The organism is Herbiconiux liukaitaii, from assembly GCF_041927495.1.
Classification (GTDB): Bacteria; Actinomycetota; Actinomycetes; order Actinomycetales; family Microbacteriaceae; genus Herbiconiux; species Herbiconiux liukaitaii.
In genome coordinates, this window is sequence record NZ_JBHFHG010000009.1 from 109,452 (window position 1) to 129,958 (window position 20,507).

The following is a 20,507-nucleotide window of genomic DNA, read 5'->3' on the forward strand; positions in this document are numbered from 1 at the left end:
AAGGACGAATCATGAATAAATCTATGAAGGCGGTTCGCATCATGGAGCACGGGGATCCCTCCGTGCTCCAGTACGTGGATGTCGAGGTCCCCGAGATCGGACCGGATGAAGTCCTCGTGCGCATGCACGCGGCGGCCATCAATGCCTGGGATCTGAAGTACCGGGCGGGGCAACTGCCCCCGCTGCCGCTTCCTGGCCGCCCTGGTTGGCCGTTGCCGTTCCAACTCGGTCGGGATGGAGCAGGTGAAGTCGTGCGGGTCGGTAACCGCGTGACCCGCTGGTCGGTGGGCGATCGGGTGGTGCAGATGCCGCACCCGGCCTGCGGGCACTGCGCGCTGTGCATTCGAGGCCAGGACAACCTCTGCGTGAACACGTCCTACCCGGGGCACCAAGCCTTCGGGAGCTACGCCGAGTACGTCGCGCGTCGCGAGAATGCACTGATCGCGATACCCGATGGGGTCGGCTACGAGGAGGCCGGCTCCACCCTGTGGGCCTACACGACCCCGTTGAACTGCGCGAGGCGGCGCGCTCCGGTGGCCCTCGGCGAGACCCTCGTGATCACCGGTGCGAGCGGTGGCCTCGCCACCGCCGCCCTGCAGATCGCGAAGTTGAGCGGTGCGGTCGTCATCGGAACCACCACGCGAGCGGCGAAGATCCCTGCCCTGCTCGCGCTCGGCTTCGACGACGTGGTCGACGTGACCGAGGAGACCGCCGTGGCCGAGGTGAGGAAACTCACGGGAGGGCTCGGCGCCGACGTGGTCTGGGACACGGTGGGCGGCACCCCGTCGTTCCGGATCGCCGCGTCGTGCGTGCGGGTGGGGGGAGCTATCGCCGTCTTCGGAGCCCCCATGGACGGCGGCTTCGCGCTGGAGATGAGCACTCTCTCCTTCCTCTTCGGAGAGCTGGATGTGGTGGGCGTGCGCGCGGCGACGCGGCGCGATCAGGAAGTGTGCATGGAGATGCTCGGCCGCGGCCAGATCGCACCCGTGATCGACCGCGTCTTTCCCCTCGCCGACGTGGCCGAGGCGCATCGCTACCTCGAGAGCGGTGCGCAGGTCGGCAAGGTCGTGCTGCGGATGTGAAACCGATCGAGCGACAACTCGCCGCGATGAGCGGGCTCCTTCTAGAGGCTTCGCAGTCGCGCGACGGGTATGCGATAGTTCCAGGCGGCCGAAGCGATCGTCTCGCCCTCAGAGTCACGCCACTGCAGCAGGGCCGTGTTCTTGTCCAGATCGCCGTCTAGGACGATTGGGTGGCTGGCCACGGGCAGGCGTCCCGCTATCTTGAGATCGATGCCGAACTGCTCAGTCCAGAAGTAGTGGTCGGAACAGGTGGGCGCGGCTCGGGGATCGAGCAGGCTCAGGGCGGCTGCCCGCCCCTGCGCGACTGCGTTGCTCCAATGCGGAGTGCGGTGGAAGCTTCCTGGCGCGGATTCGACAACCGTGACGTCGCCGGCCGCTGTGATGTCGTTCGTCACTCGGCAGTGCCGATCGACCACCACGCCTCCGGCAATGCGCAAGCCGCTGGATTCCAGCCATTCCACGTTCGGGATGTCGCCCGCGGCCGTGATTACCAGGTCGGCATGGATCTCGGAGTCCGGCGAGTGACGGATGCCGTGGACAGGCCTGCCGATCAGCTCCACCCCGTCGGGAGAATTGACGAACCGCACACCCGCCTCAACGGCGTGCTGCACCAACCGTCGCGCGAGCCATTCACCCAGCACGCGTTCCAGCGGGGGATCACGGTCGACGACAGTGACCGTGATCCCCCGCTGGACCAAGGTCGTCGCTATTTCCATCCCGAGAAAGCCTGCGCCAACGACGATCGCGCTCTGCACTCCGGGCATGCGCGCGGCGATGGCCGCGGCGTCATACAGAGTCCGGACTACATATTCGCCCAGCTGGCCCGGGCGGGCGAGTCTTCTGGGTCGTGACCCGGTGGCGATCACCAAGCCGGCGTAGCCTACGAATTCGCCGTCGGACAACTCCACAGAATGGAGCCCGGGGTGTAGCGCGACCGCGGTCGTCGAGAGCCGGAGCTCGACATCCGTGGGCAGGCTTGCCAATGCCGACGAAGAGGGGTCCTGAGTACCTGCCAGGATTCCCTTGGACAAGGGAACCCTCGAGTAGGGCGGCACCGACTCGGCGGCGATGACGGTGACCGGTCCCTGCCAGCCTGCACTTCGGAAGGTGCTCGCGGCGGTTGCTGCGGCGATCGAACCGCCGACAACGACCATTCCGCGATTGGTCATGGTCTCACCGTGAGCGCTGCGACGGGGCACACGCGCGCTCCCGCGGCGGCCTCCCCTTCCAGGCGCTCGGGAATGGGCTCGATTGCGAGGCTCACGTAGCCTTCATCGTCGAGGCGGTAGACGGAGGGTGCTACCTGTTCGCACAAACCGTGGCCTTCGCAGACGGCGAGATCGATGGCGATGTTCATCTGCACCTCACGCCACCGTAACCGCGAGCGGAACCGATTCGAGGCTGCGAACGATCGGGTTCAGCCGGCGCTCGACCGGCCCCGTGAGAGTGAATCGCTCAACCCGCTCCGCGAAGGCTTCAAGCAGTGTCACCACCTCCAAGCGGGCCAGCCCCTGGCCGGCACAGGCGTGGGTGCCGTAACCAAAAGCCAAGTGGTCGAGCGGATTGCGATCGATCTCGAAGGCCGAAGGATTGGCGTAGTGCCGAGGGTCGCGGTTGGCCGCAGCCCAGTGCAGCATGATTCGTGCGCCCGCTGGGACGACGACTCCGTCATAGTCGACATCCCGGGTCGTCACTCGGAAAAAGCCCGTCACCGGTGACTCCAAACGGAGTATCTCCTCGAAGATCGGACCGGCCAACTTACGGTTGGCTCGGAACGCTTCCCAGACATCAGGCCGATCGGCGAAAAGACGCATCATCGCGGCGATCGCATTGACTGTGGTGTCCATCCCGGCGGTGAGATAGGCGCTCATGGTGCGGACGGCACCGAGCATCGAGAGACGCCCGTCGTCGACGGCGTCCATGACTGCCTCGCCCCAGCCGCCAGGGCGGAGTTTGCTGCGGTCGGCCATCGTACCCATCCACTTGTGGTACTCCTCGAGCAACGGGAGCCGTTCAAGCACGTAGGGGGTGAACGGTCCGAAGCCCGCGAAAGTCGCATCAGCGCCAGGGTGCAGCCGTTCCCGACCCTCGTAGGGGAGTCCGACGAGATCGCCGACAACGTTGATCGGAAACACACGCGCTACATCCACCACCCCGTCGAATGATCCCCGTTCGACGAGCTGCCCCACCAGCTGACGGGCATAGGTGCTGATCTGTTCGCGGACGACGGCCAGCCCGCGGGGAGCGAGCTTGGAAGCCAGCACTGCGCGAAGTTGATCGTGCTCGGGCGGGTCGGTGGCAAGCACCGACCCTGCGATATTGGCATTGAACTGAGGTGTAAGGGCGACGCCTTGGGCAGAGGAGAAGGTCTCCCAGTCGGCCGCTGCGGCGCGCACATCCGCATATCGGGTGAGCAGCCAGAAGTCGGGACCGGTCATGTGCACGACGGGTGCAGCCTCCCGCAGCACGTCGAGTGCTGAGAACGGGTCGGCCACGGTCTCGGCGGAGAACAGATCGATGTCGGATTCGGCAGGGACAGCGGTGAGGGCGGACATGATTCTCCTTTGAATCGAATGCTCGAAGTCCTGCCATTCAAGTGTGTTGTCCTGTTTAAAGCAACAAAAAGGACGGAACTGCCGTTCCGTTGATTGACCAAGTGGAATCTTTTCTGTCAGGATGCCCCCTGCCGGGCCATACGACGCGGCAGACAGATCCGGACGATGGAGTTCCAGATGAGTTCAATGACGAGCGGCGGCACACGATGACCGTTGAGTCCCAGGTGCCGAGCGGCGAGTCACTCTCCCATGTAGCCGTGCGCTACGAGGCGAAGACGCCGCAGTTGCGGCGCTACGTCACCGGCTACGCGATCGCGAGCACAGGGATCGCACTGCTCTGGACCGCGGTCCTCGCGATCCTGCTCCCGCTGCATGTGCAGGGGATCGAGTTCGGGCAGATCTTCACGGGCGCCGATGCTGGAGTCGATCTGCCCGCGCTCGAGGCCCTGCGCACACAAGTCGATGCCGGGGAGGCCGTCGCAACGGCGGAGCAGACGCGCGTGCTCGGACTGCTCGCCGAGTACAACGCCGCTCGGGCGGGCAGCCTCTCGATCCTCTCCTCCGTCGGGATCATCCTTACGATGCTGATCCAGCCGCTCGTGGGCATGCTCTCCGACCGTACCCGCTCGCCCTGGGGGCGACGGGCCCCGTGGATCGCGAGCGGCGCCTTCATCGGCGCGGTCCTCCTGGCTGTGCTCCCGATCGTCGGCAGCATCGCGATGCTGCTGGTGGTCTGGTCGTTGGTGCAGCTCGTGGTGAACACCGCGCAGGGACCCCTCTCCGCCACGGTGGCCGACCGGGTACCCCAGGAGCGCGTGGGCACGGTGTCGGCCATCACGGGTGTCGTCGGCTTCCTCGCGGCCGGACTCGGTGTGGCCGCTGTGGGCGCTCTCTTCGGAGTCATTGGTCTGGGCTCGTACTACGTACTCGCCGCCGCGCTGGCGGTCAGCGTCGTGCCCCTGCTGCTCATGGCCCGTGATAAGTCGAGCGCAGGCATGCCCGTGGCGAAACTCAAGGCGGGTACGATCGCAGCCTCCTACGTCATCGCCCTGCGGAATCGCGACTATCGCTGGGCCTGGATAGCCAAAGTGACCCTGTTCATCGGCTACGGCGCCGGGAGCATCTATGCGATCTACATGCTGCAGAGCTACATCGCGCCGGCCCTCTCCACGAGCGATGCCGCGGCCACTGCTCCGCTGCTGCAGCTCGCGGCCATTCCCGGCACCATCGTGGCGATGGCCATCTCGGGACGGTGGTCGGACAAGATTCAACGTCGGAAGCCCTTTGTGTTCGCGGCTTCGGTGCTCATCGCCGGGTCGTTCCTCGCACCATTGATCTTGCCGACCCTGACGGGCATGTTCGTGCAGGCCATCGTGGCGGGGTTTGGTCTCGGCCTCTTCATCGTGATCGACCAGGCGCTGTTCATCTCGGTGCTGCCGGATCGCCTGTCGGCCGGCCGCGACCTCGGGCTTGCCACCATGGCGCAGAACATTGGGCAGGCGCTCGGCCCGATCCTGGCGGGAGTCGTCGTGGCGGTCGCCGGCGGTCAGTACGGGCCAATCTGGGTCGTGGCCTTCGTGATCGCGCTCGGCTCCGCCTTCGCCGTCCTTCCGATCCGCGGCGTGCGCTGACGGGGCAGGTAATCGTCGGAGGGCGGGTTCGGTAGGCTACGACGATGACGGCCCCGCGACACTATGCGAAGCGGGAGGTCACGTCGAAGCTCCTCGTCAACGCTTCCCGTGAGCTGTTTCTCCGTCGAGGTTTCGATGCGGTCTCTCTGAGAGACATAGCTGCGGCCGCAGGCCTGTCTCATCCGGCCATCCGGCGGTACTTCGCGTCGACGGGCGAGATCCTCGACTGGATCGTGCGGGACTACGAGCAGCGCAACAGGGACTGGATCGTGGCGATGGGTCTCGATCTGGATTCGCTCGACACGACCGTGGAACTGGCGCGTCACAATGCGGCCGAGCCCGGCTACATCCCGCTCTTCACAGCCCTCGCCGGGGTGGCCGTGTCGGTGGGCCACCCCGCCCATGAGCGCATGGTCGCGCGGTACCGGGGTGTGCGGGCCGCCGGCCGGTCGCGGATGGGCGGCGATGACGGGGACGGCGCGGTCCTGGCGGCCCTCCAGGACGGATTGCAGCTGGCCTTCCTCTTCGATCCGGCCGTCGATGTCGTCGCCGAGATCGAGCACTTCATCGCGTGGTGGCGGTCGCTGGAATCACGAGCCCTCGCGCGCCCTGCTGTCGACCCCGGTCACCCGATCCGGTTCCCCCCGACCTCCGACACCTCCTCGACTCTCCTGCGTAGCGCTGCCGAGGCCTTTGCGGCTCGCGGCTTCTATGCTACGAGCGTGGCGAGCATCGCCCGGTCGGCCGGGGTTTCGAAGTCGACCCTGCTGCACCATTACGGCTCGAAGAACGATCTCCTCATCGCCGTTCTGACCGAACTCGACGAGCTACTCGCCGGTGGAGTGGAGCCGGCGTCATTGACTCCGGCAGTGAGGATCCGGCGCTTCAGCGAGTCGGTCGTTCCAGCTGAATGGCGTGAGTCGGAAGGCTCCGTTCTCGTCGAGCCCGCGGAGGCCTACGTGGTGCTGTTGAGCGAAGCGACCGCGCCCGAGCATCCGGGCCACGGGTGGTTCGTCGACCGCATAGCCGAGATACGTGCGTCGCTCGGACGCGACATCGAAGCGCTCCGCCAGGACGACGGGGGACGCCAGAGCGACGCTCCCAATGAAGACCCTGCCCAAATCGGCGCTGCGCGCTCGGCGCTGTGGCTGATCGCGATCCGCGACGGCCTCCGAGTGCAATGGCTCTACGACTGCAGCCTCTCCGCGAGAGAGGCGCTCGACTCGATCCGGATCGCCCTCGTCGGTGCCGAGTAACCAGTCGGTCCTCAATAGTTTCCAATCGGTCGAATCGCCACTAGTCTCGACTGGTGCCCGTCACGCTGCCCGCATCGGCAGCGGCGGCCCACTCGACGACGAGGAGAACGAGACGTGTCCATCCCCGAGACCACCCCCGACCTGCAGGTCGACGCCGCCTACCTCGAGCCGGGCCGGCCCGTCGACGAGCGGGTCGAGCTCCTCCTCGCCCAGATGACCCTGGAGGAGAAGGCCGGTCAGCTCTTCCACACGATGGTCATGCCGGGCCCGGATGGATCCGTCGCCGAGGGCAACCCCGGATACGGTATTTCCGGGGCCGCCGAGCTCATCGGTGAGCGGCAGATGACTCACTTCAACATGCTTGGCGCGGCCGGCTCCCCGCTTCAGATGGCGGCGTGGCACAACCGACTGCAGCGACTCGCTCAGAAGACCCGCCTGGGCATCCCGATCACGTTGTCCTCCGATCCGCGGCACTCCTTCACCGACAACCCCGGTACCGCCGCCATGGCGGGTGCGTTCTCCCAGTGGCCGGAACCCGTCGGCCTCGCCGCCATCGGCGACCCGGAGCTCGTGAAACAGTTCGCCGACACCGTGCGTCGGGAGTACCTGGCCGTCGGCATCCGGGTCGCGCTCCACCCCCAGATCGACCTGGCGACCGAGCCCCGGTGGGCCCGCCAGGTGGCGACGTTCGGCGAGGATGTCGAGCTCACCTGCCTTCTCGCCCCGGCCTACATCACGGGGCTTCAGGGGTCGGTGCTCGGCGCGTCCTCTGTGGCGAGCATGGTGAAGCACTTTCCCGGTGCGGGGCCGCAGCTGGGAGGAGAAGACGCGCACTTTGCCTACGGCCGGGAACAGGCCTACCCCGGTGGACAATTCGATCTGCACCTCCGGCCGTTCGAAGCGGCCCTCGACGCCGGTGTGGCGCAGGTCATGCCCTATTACGGGATGCCTGTGGGCACCGAATACGACGAGGTCGGCTTCGGCTTCAACAAGAGCGTCATCACGACCCTCCTGCGCGAGCGCTACGGATTCGACGGCATCGTCTGCACCGATTGGGGGCTCATCACTGACGGGCACATGGCGGGCGAGGTGTTTCCTGCGCGGGCGTGGGGCGTCGAGCACCTCTCCGTTTTTGAGCGCGTGAAGCTCGCACTCGACGCCGGAGTCGACCAATTCGGCGGGGAGGAGATCCCGGACGTCATCGTGGAGCTCGTCACCTCAGGGCAGCTCGACGAATCCCGTCTGGATGTCTCCGTACGCCGGCTGCTGCGCGCCAAGTTCGAACTGGGTCTCTTCGACGATCCCTTCGTCGAGGAGGGGGCAGCCGACGGGATCGTGGGCTCCGAGCCGTTCCGGCGGGCCGGTGAAGCGGCGCAGCGGGCCTCAATCACCGTGCTGAGCAATCGGGTCGTCGAGGGGCGCTCCACCCTGCCGAGTGCGCGCGGAATCCGCCTCTACGTCGAGGGGATCTCGGGTGAGGTCGCCGCCCGTTTCGGGGAGGTCGTCGATCGACCTGAAGACGCCGACCTGGCCATCCTGCGGATCGCGGCGCCGTACGAACAGCGTCCTGGCACCTTCGAGCGCTTCTTCCACGCGGGGTCGCTCGAGTTCTCCGACGACGAGATCGCGCGCATCCGGGCGATCTCGGATGACGTGCCCACGGTGCTCGACGTGCTCCTCGACCGGCCGGGCGTGCTCACTCCCGTCGTAGACGGCGCCGCTGCTGTGCTCGCCAACTACGGTGCGAGCTCCGCGGCGCTGCTTGATGTGGTCTTCGGGGAGGCCGCCCCCGAAGGGCGATTACCGTTCGACCTCCCTCGCAGTATGGCGGCGGTCGAGGCCAGCCGAGAGGACGTGCCGTTCGACACGGCCGATCCGCTCTTCTCCCACGGTCACGGTCTCTTTTTGGGAGACCTCACCGGCCGGGGCTGAGTACCGGCATGAGCACCTCGTCGACGAAGGCGGCCTGTTGCGCCTCAGTGAGCGGTTGGACGTCGAGGACGTAGCGCACGAGAACCTTGCCCATCAGGAGGTCGAAGAGCTCCTCCGCGCCGGAGCCGTCGGCGATGTCGCCGCGCTCCGCCGCCCACTGCACGACTAAGGCGCACTCCGCTCGTCGAGGGGCGAGCGCGGTGCCGCGGACGATCTCGGCCAGCGTGGGCTCGTCACCGGCCGCGATGAGCACGCTCACGAAGGTCGTCATGCTCTCGGTCTCGGCTAACTCGACCCACAGCCGGAGCAGCACGGCGAGATCGTCGCGCAGCCGCCCTGAACTTGCCTGCAGATGCGGTTGATCCAGGGATCGGGCAGTGAGGGCTGCGCCGACGAGCGTGGCCTTATCCCGCCAGCGGCCGTAGATTGTGCTTTTGCTCGCTCGAGCCCTGACGACGACCGCGTCGACCGTCAACCGTTCGTAGCCGACCTCGTGCAGGAGCTCTCGCACGATCTGGAGAATCGCGAGCTCCCGCTCGCGACCACGTGGCTGCGCCATGCTCGTCGCCTTCCGCTGACCGACACCGCGCGACGAGTGGCGCACGGTCCTCTCGAGACCTTATCGTCAGCCCGGGAGCGCGGTGGTCGCGGCGAGGCGGGAGTGGCGGCTGCCACTCCCGCCTCCAGCGGGTCACGCGACGCAGATGTTCTCGACCGCCACCTTCCGCATGAGAGTCGGATATGCGATCGTCCCGTCGGGGTAGGTAGGCAGTAGCGCCTGGAAATCCGGGCTCAGGAAGGCTTTGAGCAAGTCTTGGGCCGATTCCCAGACCGCCACATTGGTGAGAACCTGCGCTCCACCCTCCGCGCTGTAGAGCTGGGCCGAGATGAAGCCCTTCGCGGCCTTCATGACGTCGGAGTCCTTCTTCCAGACCTCCAGCACTGCGTCGCGCTGCCCTTCGGGGAACACGAAGGTGTTGACGATCGTCACCGCCCCTGGCTCCTGGCTCTGCAGCTGTTTCATGAACGGGGCCGTCTCGTCGAGGTCTTTCATCTGAATCATGTGGATGCTCCTTTGCATTGATGGGTGGTGTGGGGTGAAGCGGGGAATCAGTCGGCCGTCATGCCTGATCGCGAGGGACGGTCACCGATATGCCGTCGAGCTCGGCAGTCAACGTGACCTGGCAGGAGAGCCGGCTTCGGTCGTCTGGATCGATCGCGATCTCGAGCATTCCCTCCTCCATGTCGTCCATCGGCTGGAGGCGGTCGAGCCACTCCCGATTGATGTAACAGTGGCAGGTCGAACACGCCGCCATTCCCCCGCACTCGGCGATGATGCCGGGCACGTTGAGGCGCTGGGCGGCCCGCATGAGCGATTCGCCCACGGTCGCCTGCCCGCGGAAGACCGCGCCGTCGGCCTCGGTGAACGTGACGCCGATGGTGGGGGCGCTCATCGCACTCCGGTAGTGGAGTAGGGCGTGATCGAATCGATGCTCGAGTGGTCGTCGCTGAAGGTGACATCCTGGCGCCACATCATGCGCACGCGGTTGTCGTTCCACATGGCCGACACCGGGTCGATCCGGAAGAAGGCCTGACGGAGCTCGATGCCCTCACGGCGGAAGTTGTCGAACATGGTGGAGTCCTTGAGCCAGTCAAATTGCTCGGCGCAGGTCTGGATCGCAAGCTCGATCTCGGCCTGTTCGGTCAGGAAGGTGGCGATGCCGTTCACCTGGATGGCCCGGAGCTTCATGCGGTCGTAGAAACCCCCGGGCGGCTGGTAGGCGAGGGTGTAGCTCACTCGAGGATCGTGCTGGAGCGCGGCGTACTTGCGGCTGTAGCTGAAGGTGTGGCAGTACACCGACAGGCCGGCGCCGGCGAAGTGCATGGTGGCGACGTGCGGTGACCCGTCTTCGAGGGTGACGGCCATGGCGCCGACTTCCTCGATGCGGAGCAGTTCCGCGATCTCTGCTTCGACCTCGGCGACTGTGGGTTCTGTGATGGCCATCGTCTTCTCCTTCTAGTGAACGATTCTGCGAACGGCTGAGGCCGACACGCAATTAGTGTACGACACCGTACAGATATTGAGCTGAGAGTTAGGAGAGCCATTTCGGACTGCTGCAACGGACGCCTTTGACTCAGTACACCGCAGCGCCGCTGAGGATTGCGACCACCCCGGCGAAGAGATAGAAGACTGCGAAGCCGCCGAGCGCTGTGAGTGCCCCGACCGAGATGATGGGCGGAGCGACAACGGGAGCCAGGGAGTGCGTCAGGGCATTGGCGATGCTCATGACACCGAAATCCTTGGCACCAGGCCGAGTGCTCCGGTGGCTTCTTCTGGTGAGTAGGTAACGTGCTGGAGTCTGAACGCCATGCTGACGATCAGGGGGCTCAGCATGGCCATGAGCAGGCCCGTATTGGCGAGCATCAAGAGGGGGAGATGCTGGCGTCGCTCGTGGGGCCGGGGGCCACCTGGGTCGCTGTGATGAGGCCTATCGAGTCTTCCTTGTAGGCGGCGAACGGCTTTGACATAAATCGCTCCTTTGCGATCAGGCTGTCTTAGAAGCCAAGAGTACGTGACCGTACATATTCGCGCAATATGCAACTCCTGTCGCTTTATCCAAAACAGTACGTTATCGTACCGATATGTCGATCGTGGACGTTCTCATCATCGGAGCCGGGCATTCCGGTGTAGCTGTGGCGACGGAGCTGCGTCGCGCCGGGTTCCCCGGAACCGTCGCGCTGGCCAACGCCGAGACTATCGAGCCGTACCACCGGCCGCCGCTCTCGAAGGCGTGGTTGAGCAGTGACGCCGCCGAAGAGTCGGGGTGGCTCCAGCCGCCCGGTTACTTCACCTCGAACAGCATTGACATCGTCCCGGTGGCCGTGGTGGGTCTTGAGGTCGAAGGTCGACGCGCAGAGTTCGCCGACGGGAGCGCCATCGACTTCGGTGACGCCATCATCGCCACGGGTGCGCTCGCGCGGGAGATCCCGCTCCCCGTCACTCCCGAGGTGCCTTTCCTGTCGCTGCGGGACGGGGCCGACGCGCGCCGACTCCGCGACCTCCTGAAACCCGGGTCCCATCTCGCAGTCATCGGAGCCGGCTTCATCGGCCTCGAGGTGGCCGCGACCGCCCGGCGACTGGGCGCCTCGGTGACGGTCATCGAGCGGGAGCCGCGCGTGCTCGCTCGTCTCGCGAGCCAGGAGCTCTCCGACTACCTGACCTCTCTGCATCGGGGGCACGGGGTCGACATCCTTCTCGCCACCGACGTGTTGGCAATCCATGCGACCGAATCGGGTGCCCGGATCGCGGTCTCGGGGCGCGAGTCTGTGTCGGCCGGTGACGTGCTCGCGGACAACGTGCTCGTGGCGATCGGTGCGGTGCCGAACGACGCGCTCGCGCGAGGCGCCGGTATAGAGTGCGCGGGCGGGATCCTGGTCGATGACGCCGGGCGCACCTCCGCGCTGCACGTCTTCGCGGTGGGCGATGTGGCCCGCCGGCCGCTACCGCCATTCGCCGAGCTTGCGCGGCTCGAGAGCGTGCACAATGCCAATGAGCACGCCCGGATCGTGGCGGCTGGGCTCGCCGGGGTGCCCGCGCCGGCGCCCGCGGTGCCGTGGTTCTGGTCGGATCAATACGACCGCAAGCTCCAGGTCGCGGGCCTTCTCCCGCCCGAGAGCGAGGTCACCGTCGTGGGCGAGGTGTCTGCAGGGGCCTTCGCGCTCGAGCACCGGGTCGCGGGTCGGCTCGTGTGCGTCGAGGCGGTCAACGCCTCGAAGGAGTTCGCCCTCGGCCGCCGCCAGATAGCCAAGGAGCTCTGACTCCCGACCTGTCACCGTGCCTCACGCGGCTGTGGGGTGATTGAGACCGTCACTTGAGCTTCTGCCAGCCAACGCAGGAAACCGTCGATCGGGTTGTGCGGATTCGGTGGACATCGAGGGCGCGTCAGTGGGGCGAGACGCTAATCTTCATAAGGTCTTCCCCGACAACGAGGTTTCCACTGTACCCCTTCTTCGCGCCTTGCCAACGCTCCTTGGGGTTGTCCGGGGCATAATGCGTGAGCACGAGGTTCTTTGCATTCGCGGGTTCCGCCACGTCGCGTCCTACCTGCTCGATCGTTGTGTGCGACTCGATCAGGTGTTGACGCACCGCGTCTCTCACTTCTGGGGCAAGTGTTGCCGCAAGAGCCTCCACCCACTGGACGTCGATCACCTCGTGCACGAGGTAGTCCACGTCTTGTGCGAGGTCGATGAGGTTCGCGCTCACCGTAGTGTCTCCGGAAATGACGACGGAGCCATCGGGTGTGTCAAATCGGTATGCGAAAGCGGGTGCGGTCGGATGATGATCGACCAGCGTGGCGGTGATCCGCACGTCCGAGTCCTCCCAGATCGGTATCGGTGCAAGTAATCGTGGCGGCCGGCCCGCGGGGTCTACATCCCAGACGCCAGTGAGGTCGATGTCCCCGACCTCGAAAAGCTGAGCGGGTGGTGTTGTATTGCTGTCCCGCGACCGGTCATTGAAGTCCTGGGCGAATGCCCGAGTCAGATGCTCGGTCATCTTCACGATGCCCGGAGTCGGATCCTCCGGTGAAGTCAGCGCCGGTTCCGGGCGGTTCGGCGGGAAGACGCTTCCAAGCGTTGCTCTATCACCTGGTCCGATCATTCGGATGGGGGCTTGCGTCCGGTTGCGGTTGTTGACGTCGGCCGTGGCCCAGACGGCGGGCAGATCTGCGGTATGGTCAGAATGCAGGTGGGTGAAAAGAATGCCGGCAACGTTGGTGAGTGGCGTCGTGCCGCCGATCCCGCTCTCCGCAAGGCGGCGGTACGACCCGAACCCCAAATCGACGACGAAGACTCGTTCGCCCACGGTGATCGCAGTGGAGACTCCGGCGGGCCCGCCCATGTTGACCGGCCCTCCAGCTGTGCCGAGCATGACGATTCGGGTTCCTGAGGTGGTGGACGCTCGTCGTGGAGGCGGAGTTGACTGGGATAAGGCAACCGCCCCGGCCGGCAGAGCCATGACGCCTGCTGCCGCAGCTGATAAGCCAGCGATCTTCAAGAACGATCGCCTGCTGGACGAACCGCCTTTTGCCTCGTGCTCGCCACCATTGTTCGTGCTCACAAATAACACTCCTTCGTGTTGTCGTATGCGAGGCAGGCTATCAGTCAGTCTCCATAAAATAGGTATGTGTTCCTGCAAAAAAGGACTCATTCGACGATCGGATTCGCCTCAAAGACCCGGCTCACGCATTCTTCGACACGGTGCGATTCCTAGCGGAGCAGCTCCGGATCGAGTCATCCGAGCAGATTGTGCTCGAATTTCGCAGGCGAGAGCGAATCGAACCCGGGGCCAGACGATAGGGGCTAGGCCTAGTTCTGCCCTCTTGTAGCTGCGACTTACGCGCCGGCGGCTATGCGCTGTATCGGTTTATGCATGGTGAATCTGCTAATGGATCTTCACTGCAGAGCAGGCACCCAATCTCTGGGGTAGCCCACAGGAAAGTCATAGCAAGTCCATCGGACGGCAATCAATAGTGGAGGAAATTACAAACGACTGCAGTTGCGAAAGGTAGTTACGAGGAGGATCCCTGTACCCGAAGTTACGCCCGAAGGTCCGTCTTGTTAGGGCGTCTTCTGATCGGGCAGACGAAGAAGTCGTCAACCAGGGCCGTGTTGAGCGTCGTTGGCTTCGGCGTGGGTGCGGTAGCTCTCGTGGCGTTCACTGCCCGAACTCCAAACAGCACTGCCGCAAGCACGACTGGCGATGCGGGTGGTCTCCCGTCAGGTGCAATACCGGATGAGACGGACCGTATCCCGGCGACGGATCGAATAGAACGGACGTCCTCGAGGAGTCGGGCGTGGTCAGGAGCGACATCCGTTCGAGCATCGGCGGCGGCACTACCGCGGTGGGTGTGCCGATGGCGCTCTCGTTGACCATCCCCGACATGGCGAACGGTGACGTCCCGTTTCAGAACGCAGCGGTCTACGTCTGGCACTGCGACGCAGTCGGCGGCTACTCGATGTACTCCGACGGGATCGAGAACGAAACCTACGTCCGGGGCGCCCAAGTGGCCGACGCCGACGGCACCATCTCGTACACCTCGACCTTCCCGGCGTGCCACACCGTTCGATGGCCCCACATCCACTTCGAGGTGCACCCGAGCGTCGACGACATCGGCGATTCGGCCATTGCGATCGCCATCCCCCGGGTCGCGTTGCCGGAAGAGGTTAATGAGACCGTCTACGCCCTGTCCGACTACGCGGGCTCGACCGAGAACGTCACGCACGTGAGCCTCGACTCCGACATCGTATTCGGTGACGAAGGCGGCGCACTGCAGCTCGCAACGATGAGTGGTGACGTCGAATCCTGCTACGCGGTTTCACTGACAGCGCGCGTCGATACCGGCACGTCACCCGCTGCCGGCGCTGCTCCAACGGCGGCGGCGGGCAGGGGGCACTCCTCTCGCGCACGGCGGAGGAACTCCACCCGAAGGGGGTGGCACGCCTCCGGCGGGCGGCTCGGGTGGAACACCCCCGGCCTAATGAACGGGTGATCCGTTGCAGCACATTTCCACCCAATCGTCAGGAAGCAGGAATCATCATGGGCTTCCTTCAGAACCTCACTGGATGGCACGCCCTCATCCTCCTCGCCGTCGTGCTCCTCTCTTCGGCGCAGCGAAGCTGGCCGGCCTCGCGAAGAGCCTCGGTCAATCGGCCCGCATCTTGAGAGCCGAGGTCAAGGAACCGGCTGCGGAGCACCACGCTGAGGCCGGGGCCAGTTGTGAATCAGATCACGGGTCGGCTGCCGACTCTGAAGCAGCACCTGCGGCATCGCCCATTTATCTCGTTCAGAAGCCAGGAGAGCAGTGAACGGCACCATGCTGCAATCCGAATAGAAGAGCGGGCGTCGCGCTCATCGCGGTCGTTGTGATGATCATCCAGCGCTGAAACCGGGCGCCCCAGCCGACTGTACGTCTGCTATCGACGGGTGGTCAACCAGTGGATGATCCGGCGAATGATGTCTCGGTGCTCCTCGGATTCGTAGGCCGACTCGTCGTGACCGTAGGCATCGTACGCGGATCGCACTCCGTCGATGTCTTGGATCCAGATGGAGGGCTGCGAGTGCGAGTTCTCTCCCTGGTGTCGGTAGAGAACGGTTCTGCCTGTGGCGGGCAGCTGCAGGTCGAGATACCGCTCATCGTCGAGGGCGAACGGTGCGAGTGGCCCGATTGGAGATGTGCCGCTGTGGGCCACGTGTGCAGTGAATTGTCCGCGGTCGGGATGCCACGAGGCTCCCGGTATCCAACGGGCTCCGACCGACGTCGTCCATGCCGGCGAGTCGGCGAAGGTAGAAACCGCGGCGTGCACGGCGAGCAGCGGGCGGTTCCTTAGAAGCCGCTTGAGCCCCGTTTGTCCGAGCGCAGTCGAGGGTGTGGGGGTTCCATCCTGAGGACGTCCGAGGTCGGCGACCACGAGATCCGGGAGCGGACCGGCCGCATGATCGGCCAGGGTCTGGTCGATGTTCTCTGGCTGAGCCACGACGAACCCTTCCTCCCGGATCAATTCGGCAAGACGGGCGCTGGTGCGAGAGAAGGGGTGCCAAGGATCGGCGTAGCGGCCAGAGCCGGATAACAGCAGAACAATTCGTTCAGCCATGGGATTGTTCACGCGAGGACGTTCGTGCGGTGCCAGCGGTGGTCCCTGGAGTGGACGAACGAAGCAACGGATAGCCTTCGAGAACGACGTAACGTGCATCGGATCGGTCGTGCTCAGCTAGAGAGAAAGCGGCTTCGGCAGCTTCGATCCAGGGCAGATGCATCGTGGAAAGTGGAGGGTCGATATCCCGCAGTGCAGGGATATCGTCGCACCCCGCGATCGCCAGACCAGTGCCGATATTTACTCCTGCCTCCCGGAGGCGGACGCAAGCCCCGATGGCCATCGCGTCGTTAACGCAGAAGACCGCATCGACGCTGTGGCGACGGAGGAGCTCGCCGGCACCGCGATAGCCGCCGTCGTGATTGAAGTCCTGCCAGATGATCCGGTCGGAGGGGAGTTCCACGCCCTGCTGGTGGAGGCCGTCTCGGAAACCGTCGACGCGTTGCTGCGAGAGAAGGCCCGGGCCACTGCCCGCGATGACGGCGAATTCGCGGTAGCCGATGGTGTGGAGAGCGGTGGCCATGTCGGCGCCGGCCTTGTGGTCGTCGACGACGACGCTGTCGAAGGGGGTACCGCTGATACCGATCATGACAACGCGCGCTCCTTCGTGCTCGGCGCGTTCCAGCTCATCGATCAGTTCGGCGACGCCGTCGCTGTCGGGTGCTTCGGTGCCGACGACGACGATGACGGAGGCGCGTTGTCCGCGCAGTTGCCGGACGGCTCGGGTGGTGCGCTCGACGTTTGAGATAGAGGTGATGGCGGTGGAAACGAGGAGGTCGCGGTCTGCGGCGGCTCGGAAGACGCCGGCGGTGACGGGGTTCTGGTAGTCCTCGGGGATGCTGCCCACGATGAGGCCGACTGACTGGGACCGTCCGAGGGCGACGGCTTGGGCGGCAAGGTTTGTGGCGTAGCCGAGCCGCATAGCGACGTCGCGGACGCGTGCTTGCGTGGCGGCGCTGACCTTGGAGGGCGTGCCGTTGAGCGTGCGGGAGGCGGTCGACACGGAGACACCGGCTTCGCGGGCGACGTCGTCGAGGGTGACCATTCGTCGTGCGGCCACGAAAACCCCCTTGCTGTTCGTTGTCGTGTCGGTGTGGTGCCCGGGTCTCACTTTAGAGCGCCGAGTGTGACCCCGGTGCGCCAGAAGCGTTGCATGGAGATAAGCACGATCGCCAATGGGATGACCGAGATGAGAGCGCCGGTGATGGTGAGAGCGGTGAGGTCGACGTAGGACTGGTTCTTGTCGACGAACCAGCTGTAGAGGCCGACGCCGACGGTCCATTTATCAGAGCCTCGCAACATGGTGAGGGGGAGGAAAAAGTTGTTCCAGTTGCTGACGAATAGCAGGATGAATACGGTTGCGGCTCCTGTGCGCATCATCGGAATGACGATTTGGATGAACGTGCGGAACTCGCCCGACCCGTCCAGCCGTGCCGCTTCGAGCAGCTCGTCGGGGATGGTGCCGTCCACGTAGGTTTTAGCCAGGTAGACGCCGAATGGGGAGATGAACAGGGGGATCAGGACAGCCCAGACGGTGTCGACGAGACCGATCTGAGAGAACAGCAGGAACAACGGCACCGTGATCAGGGTGCTGGGCACGAGGAACGATCCTATGACGACGGCCAGTCCGACGCCGCGGCCGCGGTAGTTGAACTTCGACATAGAGTATCCGGCTGCGACGGAGATGATGGTGCAGACGAGTGCGCCGCCGCCGGCGTAGAGGATGGTGTTGCCCATCCAGCGCAGGAAGACGCCGTCGTTGTATGTGAACAACGAGGACAAGTTGTTCCAGAGGTTGAACTCGCCGAACCAGAGCCCATTGGTGTTGTAGAGGTCGCGGCGGTTCTTGGTGGAGTTGACGATCAGCCACCAGACCGGAGCTACGGAGTAAAGAGCGAAGAGGATAAGCCCGATCATCACGACGAACTGTTCGCGATTGTGCGGCTTGCGCCGTTTCGCAACCGGCACCGTTTTTGCCTCCAGCGCGCGAGAGTGGCGGGTGGGCTTTTCGGGGATCACAGCAGTCATGAGTTGGCCTTCCGGGTGGTCAGCTTGTAGAAAGCGAACGAGAACAGCCCGATGACCACGGCGAGCAGCACAGAGAGAGCTGCGGCGTAGTTGTAGTTGTTGCTGGTGAACGCCTGGAAGTAGATCGACATGATCGGGGTGAAGTCTTTGGTGACCGTCTGGGGGGATGCGCCGCGGAACACAAGCGGCTCGTTGAAGATCTGCAGCATTCCGATGATGGAGATCAGGCCGGTGAGCACGAGGCTTCCGCGGATGTTGGGGATCTTGACCGACCAGGCGGTGCGAAGGGCGCCGGCGCCGTCGACGCGTGCAGCCTCGAGGATGGAGCGGTCGACTCCGCGGAGGGCGCTGTACATGATCAGCATGTTGAAGCCGAGCACCATCCACACGATCAGGTTTCCGATCGAGCCCCAGAGGATGTCGGGGCTGAAGAAGTTGACGTCAGCGCCGACGAGGTTGCCGGCTGCCGTGAAGGGTCCGGTGCGGGGGCTGTAGAGGTAGACCCAGATGAGGGTCGCGACGATCGCGGGCACCATGTAGGGAACGAGCAGCAGAGCCCGGAACACGCCGCCGCGGCGTTCTCCGGTGACCGCGTCGAGGAGGAGCGCGGCGGTGAGGCTCAGTCCGAGGGAGATGGGGATCTGGACGACTGCGAACAGCGCCACCCGAACCATCGACGCCCAGAACGCCTCATCGCCGAATGCCCTGGCGTAGTTGTCGAACCCGGCGAACACGGTGGTCGATTCCGACAGGCCGAGGCCTCCGTCGGAGCGGACGGTGTACACGCTTTGGAAGACGGCGTACGCAATGGGGAGCACGAAGACGAAGACGAAGCCCACGAAGAACGGGACGGCGAGCATGGCACCGGCCCGGTTGTGGGTGGGGCGCCAGGACCGCCGGGGCGGTGCCGTGCTGGCCCCGCCCCGGGTCGCCGGCTGATGGATGGCGCTGTTCACAGACATGATGGTTATTACTCGCTGACGCTGATGTTCTTTGACTTGAGGTCGGCGACGGTCCACTCCTGCATGTGCGCGAGCACCTGCTGCACCGTGACCTCCTTGGTCAGAGCCTTGGCCCACCAGCTTGCCAGTTCCTCGAGGGCCGGTCCCTGGTTGGGACCGTCCTTCATGGAACGGCTGGTCTCGACTGCGTTCTCGATTACCTCGGGTGCGGCGGACTTGGTGTCGCCAAGAAGGTTCTCCGGCAGAAGCGCCTCAATGTAGCCGGACGGGTCGGCAACGACCGGGAAAGTCGCGGAGCCATCGACGGTGTCGGCGAGGAGCTTCACGGCGTCAGGGTCGGTGGAGAGCCAGCGGGCGAACTTCGTTGCCTCTTCGGGGTGCTCGGTCGTGGACGTGACGCCGTACGCGTTGTAGTAGCTCGGCGACACCAGGTCAGAGGACTCGGACCACGTTGGGTAGGAAGCGAGCTCCCATTCACCGATGGAGGTGGCGAAGTTCTGCTCGTAGACCGGGAGTTGCCAGGTGGACGTCGTGAACTGCGACAATTTCCCGGAGCTGAAGAACTGCATCAACGCGTCGAACTCGATGTAGGTGTAGTTCGCGGCGAGGTCGTTGTCGATCACGGTTTGCACCAGCTGCCCGGCTTCGAGCGACTCGGGAGACGTGAATCCCACCTTCCAAGAGTCGCCTTCAGACTCCCACCACTCGGCACCGGCCTGGGTGGCCCAGTCGCGCAGGTAGGAGGGGTCTTCGCCGGGGAAGTTGAAGCTCTTCACGCCCTGGGCGTTCATGGTCTTGGCCTGTTCGACGGCCTCGTCCCAGTTCGTCGGTGCCGACAGGCCGAACTGGGCGAACGTCGTCGCGTTGACCGCGTTGAACGTCGGGTTGGTGCCGTAGGGGACCCCGGTTGCGATGTCGCCGACGTGGACGAAGTCGAATGCACCTTCAGCGAAGGCCGAGTCGTCATTGTTGAACCACTTCGAGATGTCCTGGGTCACACCCTCGACGAGGAAGGACACGGACTGCCCACGGGGCATCTGGAATAGGTCGGGGGCGTTCCCGGCTGCGACTGCGTTCTGGATGGCCTGGGTGATGTCTGCGTCACCACCCTGCTCGACGTAGGTGACGGGGGAGTTCGGGTTCTCCTTGTTCCAGAGATCCACCTGAGCCTGCTGGCCCATGGTGCTGCCCCAGAACGTCAGAGGGACGTTCTTGTCGCCGGTATCGGCTGTGGGGGTTGGGCTGCAAGCCGTGAATGTCAGTGCCATCCCGACTGCTACCGCGGCGGCGATCCACTTGGTGCGTATGGCCATCTTCTCTCCTTTGATGAAGGCGCCCTACTGCTGCGTAGGGCAAGCGCTATCACCATAAGTTCCCCTCTCCAGACAAGTCAAGCACCAATCGTGCC

Annotated in this window: 20 protein-coding genes and 1 pseudogene; 7 read left to right on the forward strand and 14 right to left on the reverse strand. The window is 64.8% G+C overall.

Annotated features, from left to right (window positions below; all coding sequences use genetic code 11):
• Positions 1-23: 23 nt before the first annotated feature.
• Positions 24-1,082: a quinone oxidoreductase family protein gene (locus ACEXQC_RS19000; RefSeq protein ID WP_374825904.1), complete on the forward strand. Its 1,059-nt coding sequence runs from the start codon at positions 24-26 to the stop codon at positions 1,080-1,082.
• Between the two features lie 41 nt (positions 1,083-1,123).
• Here ACEXQC_RS19000 and ACEXQC_RS19005 read toward each other — a convergent pair whose 3' ends face one another.
• The 3 genes from ACEXQC_RS19005 to ACEXQC_RS19015 are packed head-to-tail and all read right to left on the reverse strand — an operon-like array spanning position 1,124 to position 3,637.
• Complete coding sequence (locus ACEXQC_RS19005) at positions 1,124-2,251, reverse strand: NAD(P)/FAD-dependent oxidoreductase (protein ID WP_374825906.1); 1,128 nt, start codon at positions 2,249-2,251, stop codon at positions 1,124-1,126.
• The gene (locus ACEXQC_RS19010) at positions 2,248-2,439 is read right to left on the reverse strand and encodes a ferredoxin (protein ID WP_374825962.1); all 192 of its coding nucleotides are present in this window, start codon (positions 2,437-2,439) and stop codon (positions 2,248-2,250) included. The genes ACEXQC_RS19005 and ACEXQC_RS19010 overlap by 4 nt, the downstream gene beginning before the upstream one ends.
• 7 nt (positions 2,440-2,446) lie before the next feature.
• Positions 2,447-3,637: a cytochrome P450 gene (locus ACEXQC_RS19015; RefSeq protein WP_374825908.1), complete on the reverse strand. Its 1,191-nt coding sequence runs from the start codon at positions 3,635-3,637 to the stop codon at positions 2,447-2,449.
• Between the two features lie 206 nt (positions 3,638-3,843).
• Between ACEXQC_RS19015 and ACEXQC_RS19020 the strand changes: the two genes are divergently transcribed.
• From ACEXQC_RS19020 to ACEXQC_RS19035, 4 genes and pseudogenes are all read left to right on the forward strand, one after another.
• The gene (locus tag ACEXQC_RS19020) at positions 3,844-5,268 is read left to right on the forward strand and encodes an MFS transporter (protein ID WP_374825910.1); all 1,425 of its coding nucleotides are present in this window, start codon (positions 3,844-3,846) and stop codon (positions 5,266-5,268) included.
• A gap of 44 nt (positions 5,269-5,312) precedes the next feature.
• Positions 5,313-5,480 (forward strand): annotated as a pseudogene (locus tag ACEXQC_RS19025) (helix-turn-helix domain-containing protein); the annotation flags it as partial.
• Positions 5,481-5,543: 63 nt separating this feature from the next.
• The gene (locus ACEXQC_RS19030) at positions 5,544-6,524 is read left to right on the forward strand and encodes a TetR/AcrR family transcriptional regulator (RefSeq protein ID WP_374825964.1); all 981 of its coding nucleotides are present in this window, start codon (positions 5,544-5,546) and stop codon (positions 6,522-6,524) included.
• A gap of 114 nt (positions 6,525-6,638) precedes the next feature.
• Entirely contained in the window at positions 6,639-8,456 is a 1,818-nt protein-coding gene (locus ACEXQC_RS19035; RefSeq protein WP_374825912.1) for a glycoside hydrolase family 3 protein, read from the forward strand.
• On the opposite strand, the gene ACEXQC_RS19040 is transcribed toward ACEXQC_RS19035, so the two are convergent.
• The 5 genes from ACEXQC_RS19040 to ACEXQC_RS19060 all read right to left on the reverse strand — a co-directional run bounded on the left by ACEXQC_RS19040 (position 8,440) and on the right by ACEXQC_RS19060 (position 10,744).
• Positions 8,440-9,015 carry a TetR/AcrR family transcriptional regulator gene (locus ACEXQC_RS19040; protein WP_374825914.1) on the reverse strand — a complete coding sequence of 192 codons (576 nt, stop codon included), beginning with the start codon at positions 9,013-9,015 and terminating at the stop codon, positions 8,440-8,442. The two genes, ACEXQC_RS19035 and ACEXQC_RS19040, sit on opposite strands and share 17 nt — an antisense overlap.
• Positions 9,016-9,147: 132 nt before the next feature.
• The gene (locus ACEXQC_RS19045) at positions 9,148-9,519 is read right to left on the reverse strand and encodes an antibiotic biosynthesis monooxygenase family protein (protein WP_374825916.1); all 372 of its coding nucleotides are present in this window, start codon (positions 9,517-9,519) and stop codon (positions 9,148-9,150) included.
• A 58-nt stretch (positions 9,520-9,577) separates the two neighbouring features.
• Complete coding sequence (locus tag ACEXQC_RS19050) at positions 9,578-9,910, reverse strand: 2Fe-2S iron-sulfur cluster-binding protein (RefSeq protein ID WP_374825918.1); 333 nt, start codon at positions 9,908-9,910, stop codon at positions 9,578-9,580.
• Entirely contained in the window at positions 9,907-10,461 is a 555-nt protein-coding gene (locus ACEXQC_RS19055) for a pyridoxamine 5'-phosphate oxidase family protein (RefSeq protein ID WP_374825920.1), read from the reverse strand. Before ACEXQC_RS19055 ends, ACEXQC_RS19050 begins: the two co-directional genes overlap by 4 nt.
• Positions 10,462-10,591: 130 nt before the next feature.
• Positions 10,592-10,744, reverse strand: coding sequence for a hypothetical protein (locus ACEXQC_RS19060; protein WP_374825922.1), 153 nt, complete (start codon positions 10,742-10,744; stop codon positions 10,592-10,594).
• A gap of 355 nt (positions 10,745-11,099) precedes the next feature.
• Between ACEXQC_RS19060 and ACEXQC_RS19065 the strand changes: the two genes are divergently transcribed.
• A complete protein-coding gene (locus tag ACEXQC_RS19065) occupies positions 11,100-12,275 on the forward strand; it encodes an NAD(P)/FAD-dependent oxidoreductase (RefSeq protein WP_374825924.1) in 1,176 nt (391 codons plus the stop codon).
• 124 nt (positions 12,276-12,399) lie between these two features.
• Here the strand turns inward: ACEXQC_RS19065 and ACEXQC_RS19070 are convergent, their stop codons facing one another.
• Positions 12,400-13,575: an MBL fold metallo-hydrolase gene (locus ACEXQC_RS19070; protein ID WP_374825926.1), complete on the reverse strand. Its 1,176-nt coding sequence runs from the start codon at positions 13,573-13,575 to the stop codon at positions 12,400-12,402.
• A gap of 823 nt (positions 13,576-14,398) precedes the next feature.
• Here ACEXQC_RS19070 and ACEXQC_RS19075 point away from each other — a divergent pair.
• Positions 14,399-15,007 carry a peptidase associated/transthyretin-like domain-containing protein gene (locus ACEXQC_RS19075; RefSeq protein WP_374825928.1) on the forward strand — a complete coding sequence of 203 codons (609 nt, stop codon included), beginning with the start codon at positions 14,399-14,401 and terminating at the stop codon, positions 15,005-15,007.
• A gap of 424 nt (positions 15,008-15,431) precedes the next feature.
• Here the strand turns inward: ACEXQC_RS19075 and ACEXQC_RS19085 are convergent, their stop codons facing one another.
• The 5 genes from ACEXQC_RS19085 to ACEXQC_RS19105 are packed head-to-tail and all read right to left on the reverse strand — an operon-like array spanning position 15,432 to position 20,412.
• Positions 15,432-16,121, reverse strand: a complete 690-nt coding sequence (locus ACEXQC_RS19085) for a ThuA domain-containing protein (RefSeq protein WP_374825932.1) — start codon at positions 16,119-16,121, stop codon at positions 15,432-15,434.
• Positions 16,102-17,169: a LacI family DNA-binding transcriptional regulator gene (locus tag ACEXQC_RS19090; RefSeq protein ID WP_374825934.1), complete on the reverse strand. Its 1,068-nt coding sequence runs from the start codon at positions 17,167-17,169 to the stop codon at positions 16,102-16,104. Before ACEXQC_RS19090 ends, ACEXQC_RS19085 begins: the two co-directional genes overlap by 20 nt.
• A gap of 47 nt (positions 17,170-17,216) precedes the next feature.
• A complete protein-coding gene (locus ACEXQC_RS19095; protein ID WP_374825936.1) occupies positions 17,217-18,137 on the reverse strand; it encodes a carbohydrate ABC transporter permease in 921 nt (306 codons plus the stop codon).
• On the reverse strand, positions 18,134-19,099 hold the full coding sequence (locus ACEXQC_RS19100; protein ID WP_374825938.1) for a carbohydrate ABC transporter permease: 966 nt from the start codon (positions 19,097-19,099) through the stop codon (positions 18,134-18,136). The genes ACEXQC_RS19095 and ACEXQC_RS19100 overlap by 4 nt, the downstream gene beginning before the upstream one ends.
• An 8-nt stretch (positions 19,100-19,107) precedes the next feature.
• Positions 19,108-20,412, reverse strand: coding sequence for an ABC transporter substrate-binding protein (locus tag ACEXQC_RS19105; protein ID WP_374825940.1), 1,305 nt, complete (start codon positions 20,410-20,412; stop codon positions 19,108-19,110).
• Positions 20,413-20,507: the final 95 nt, after the last annotated feature.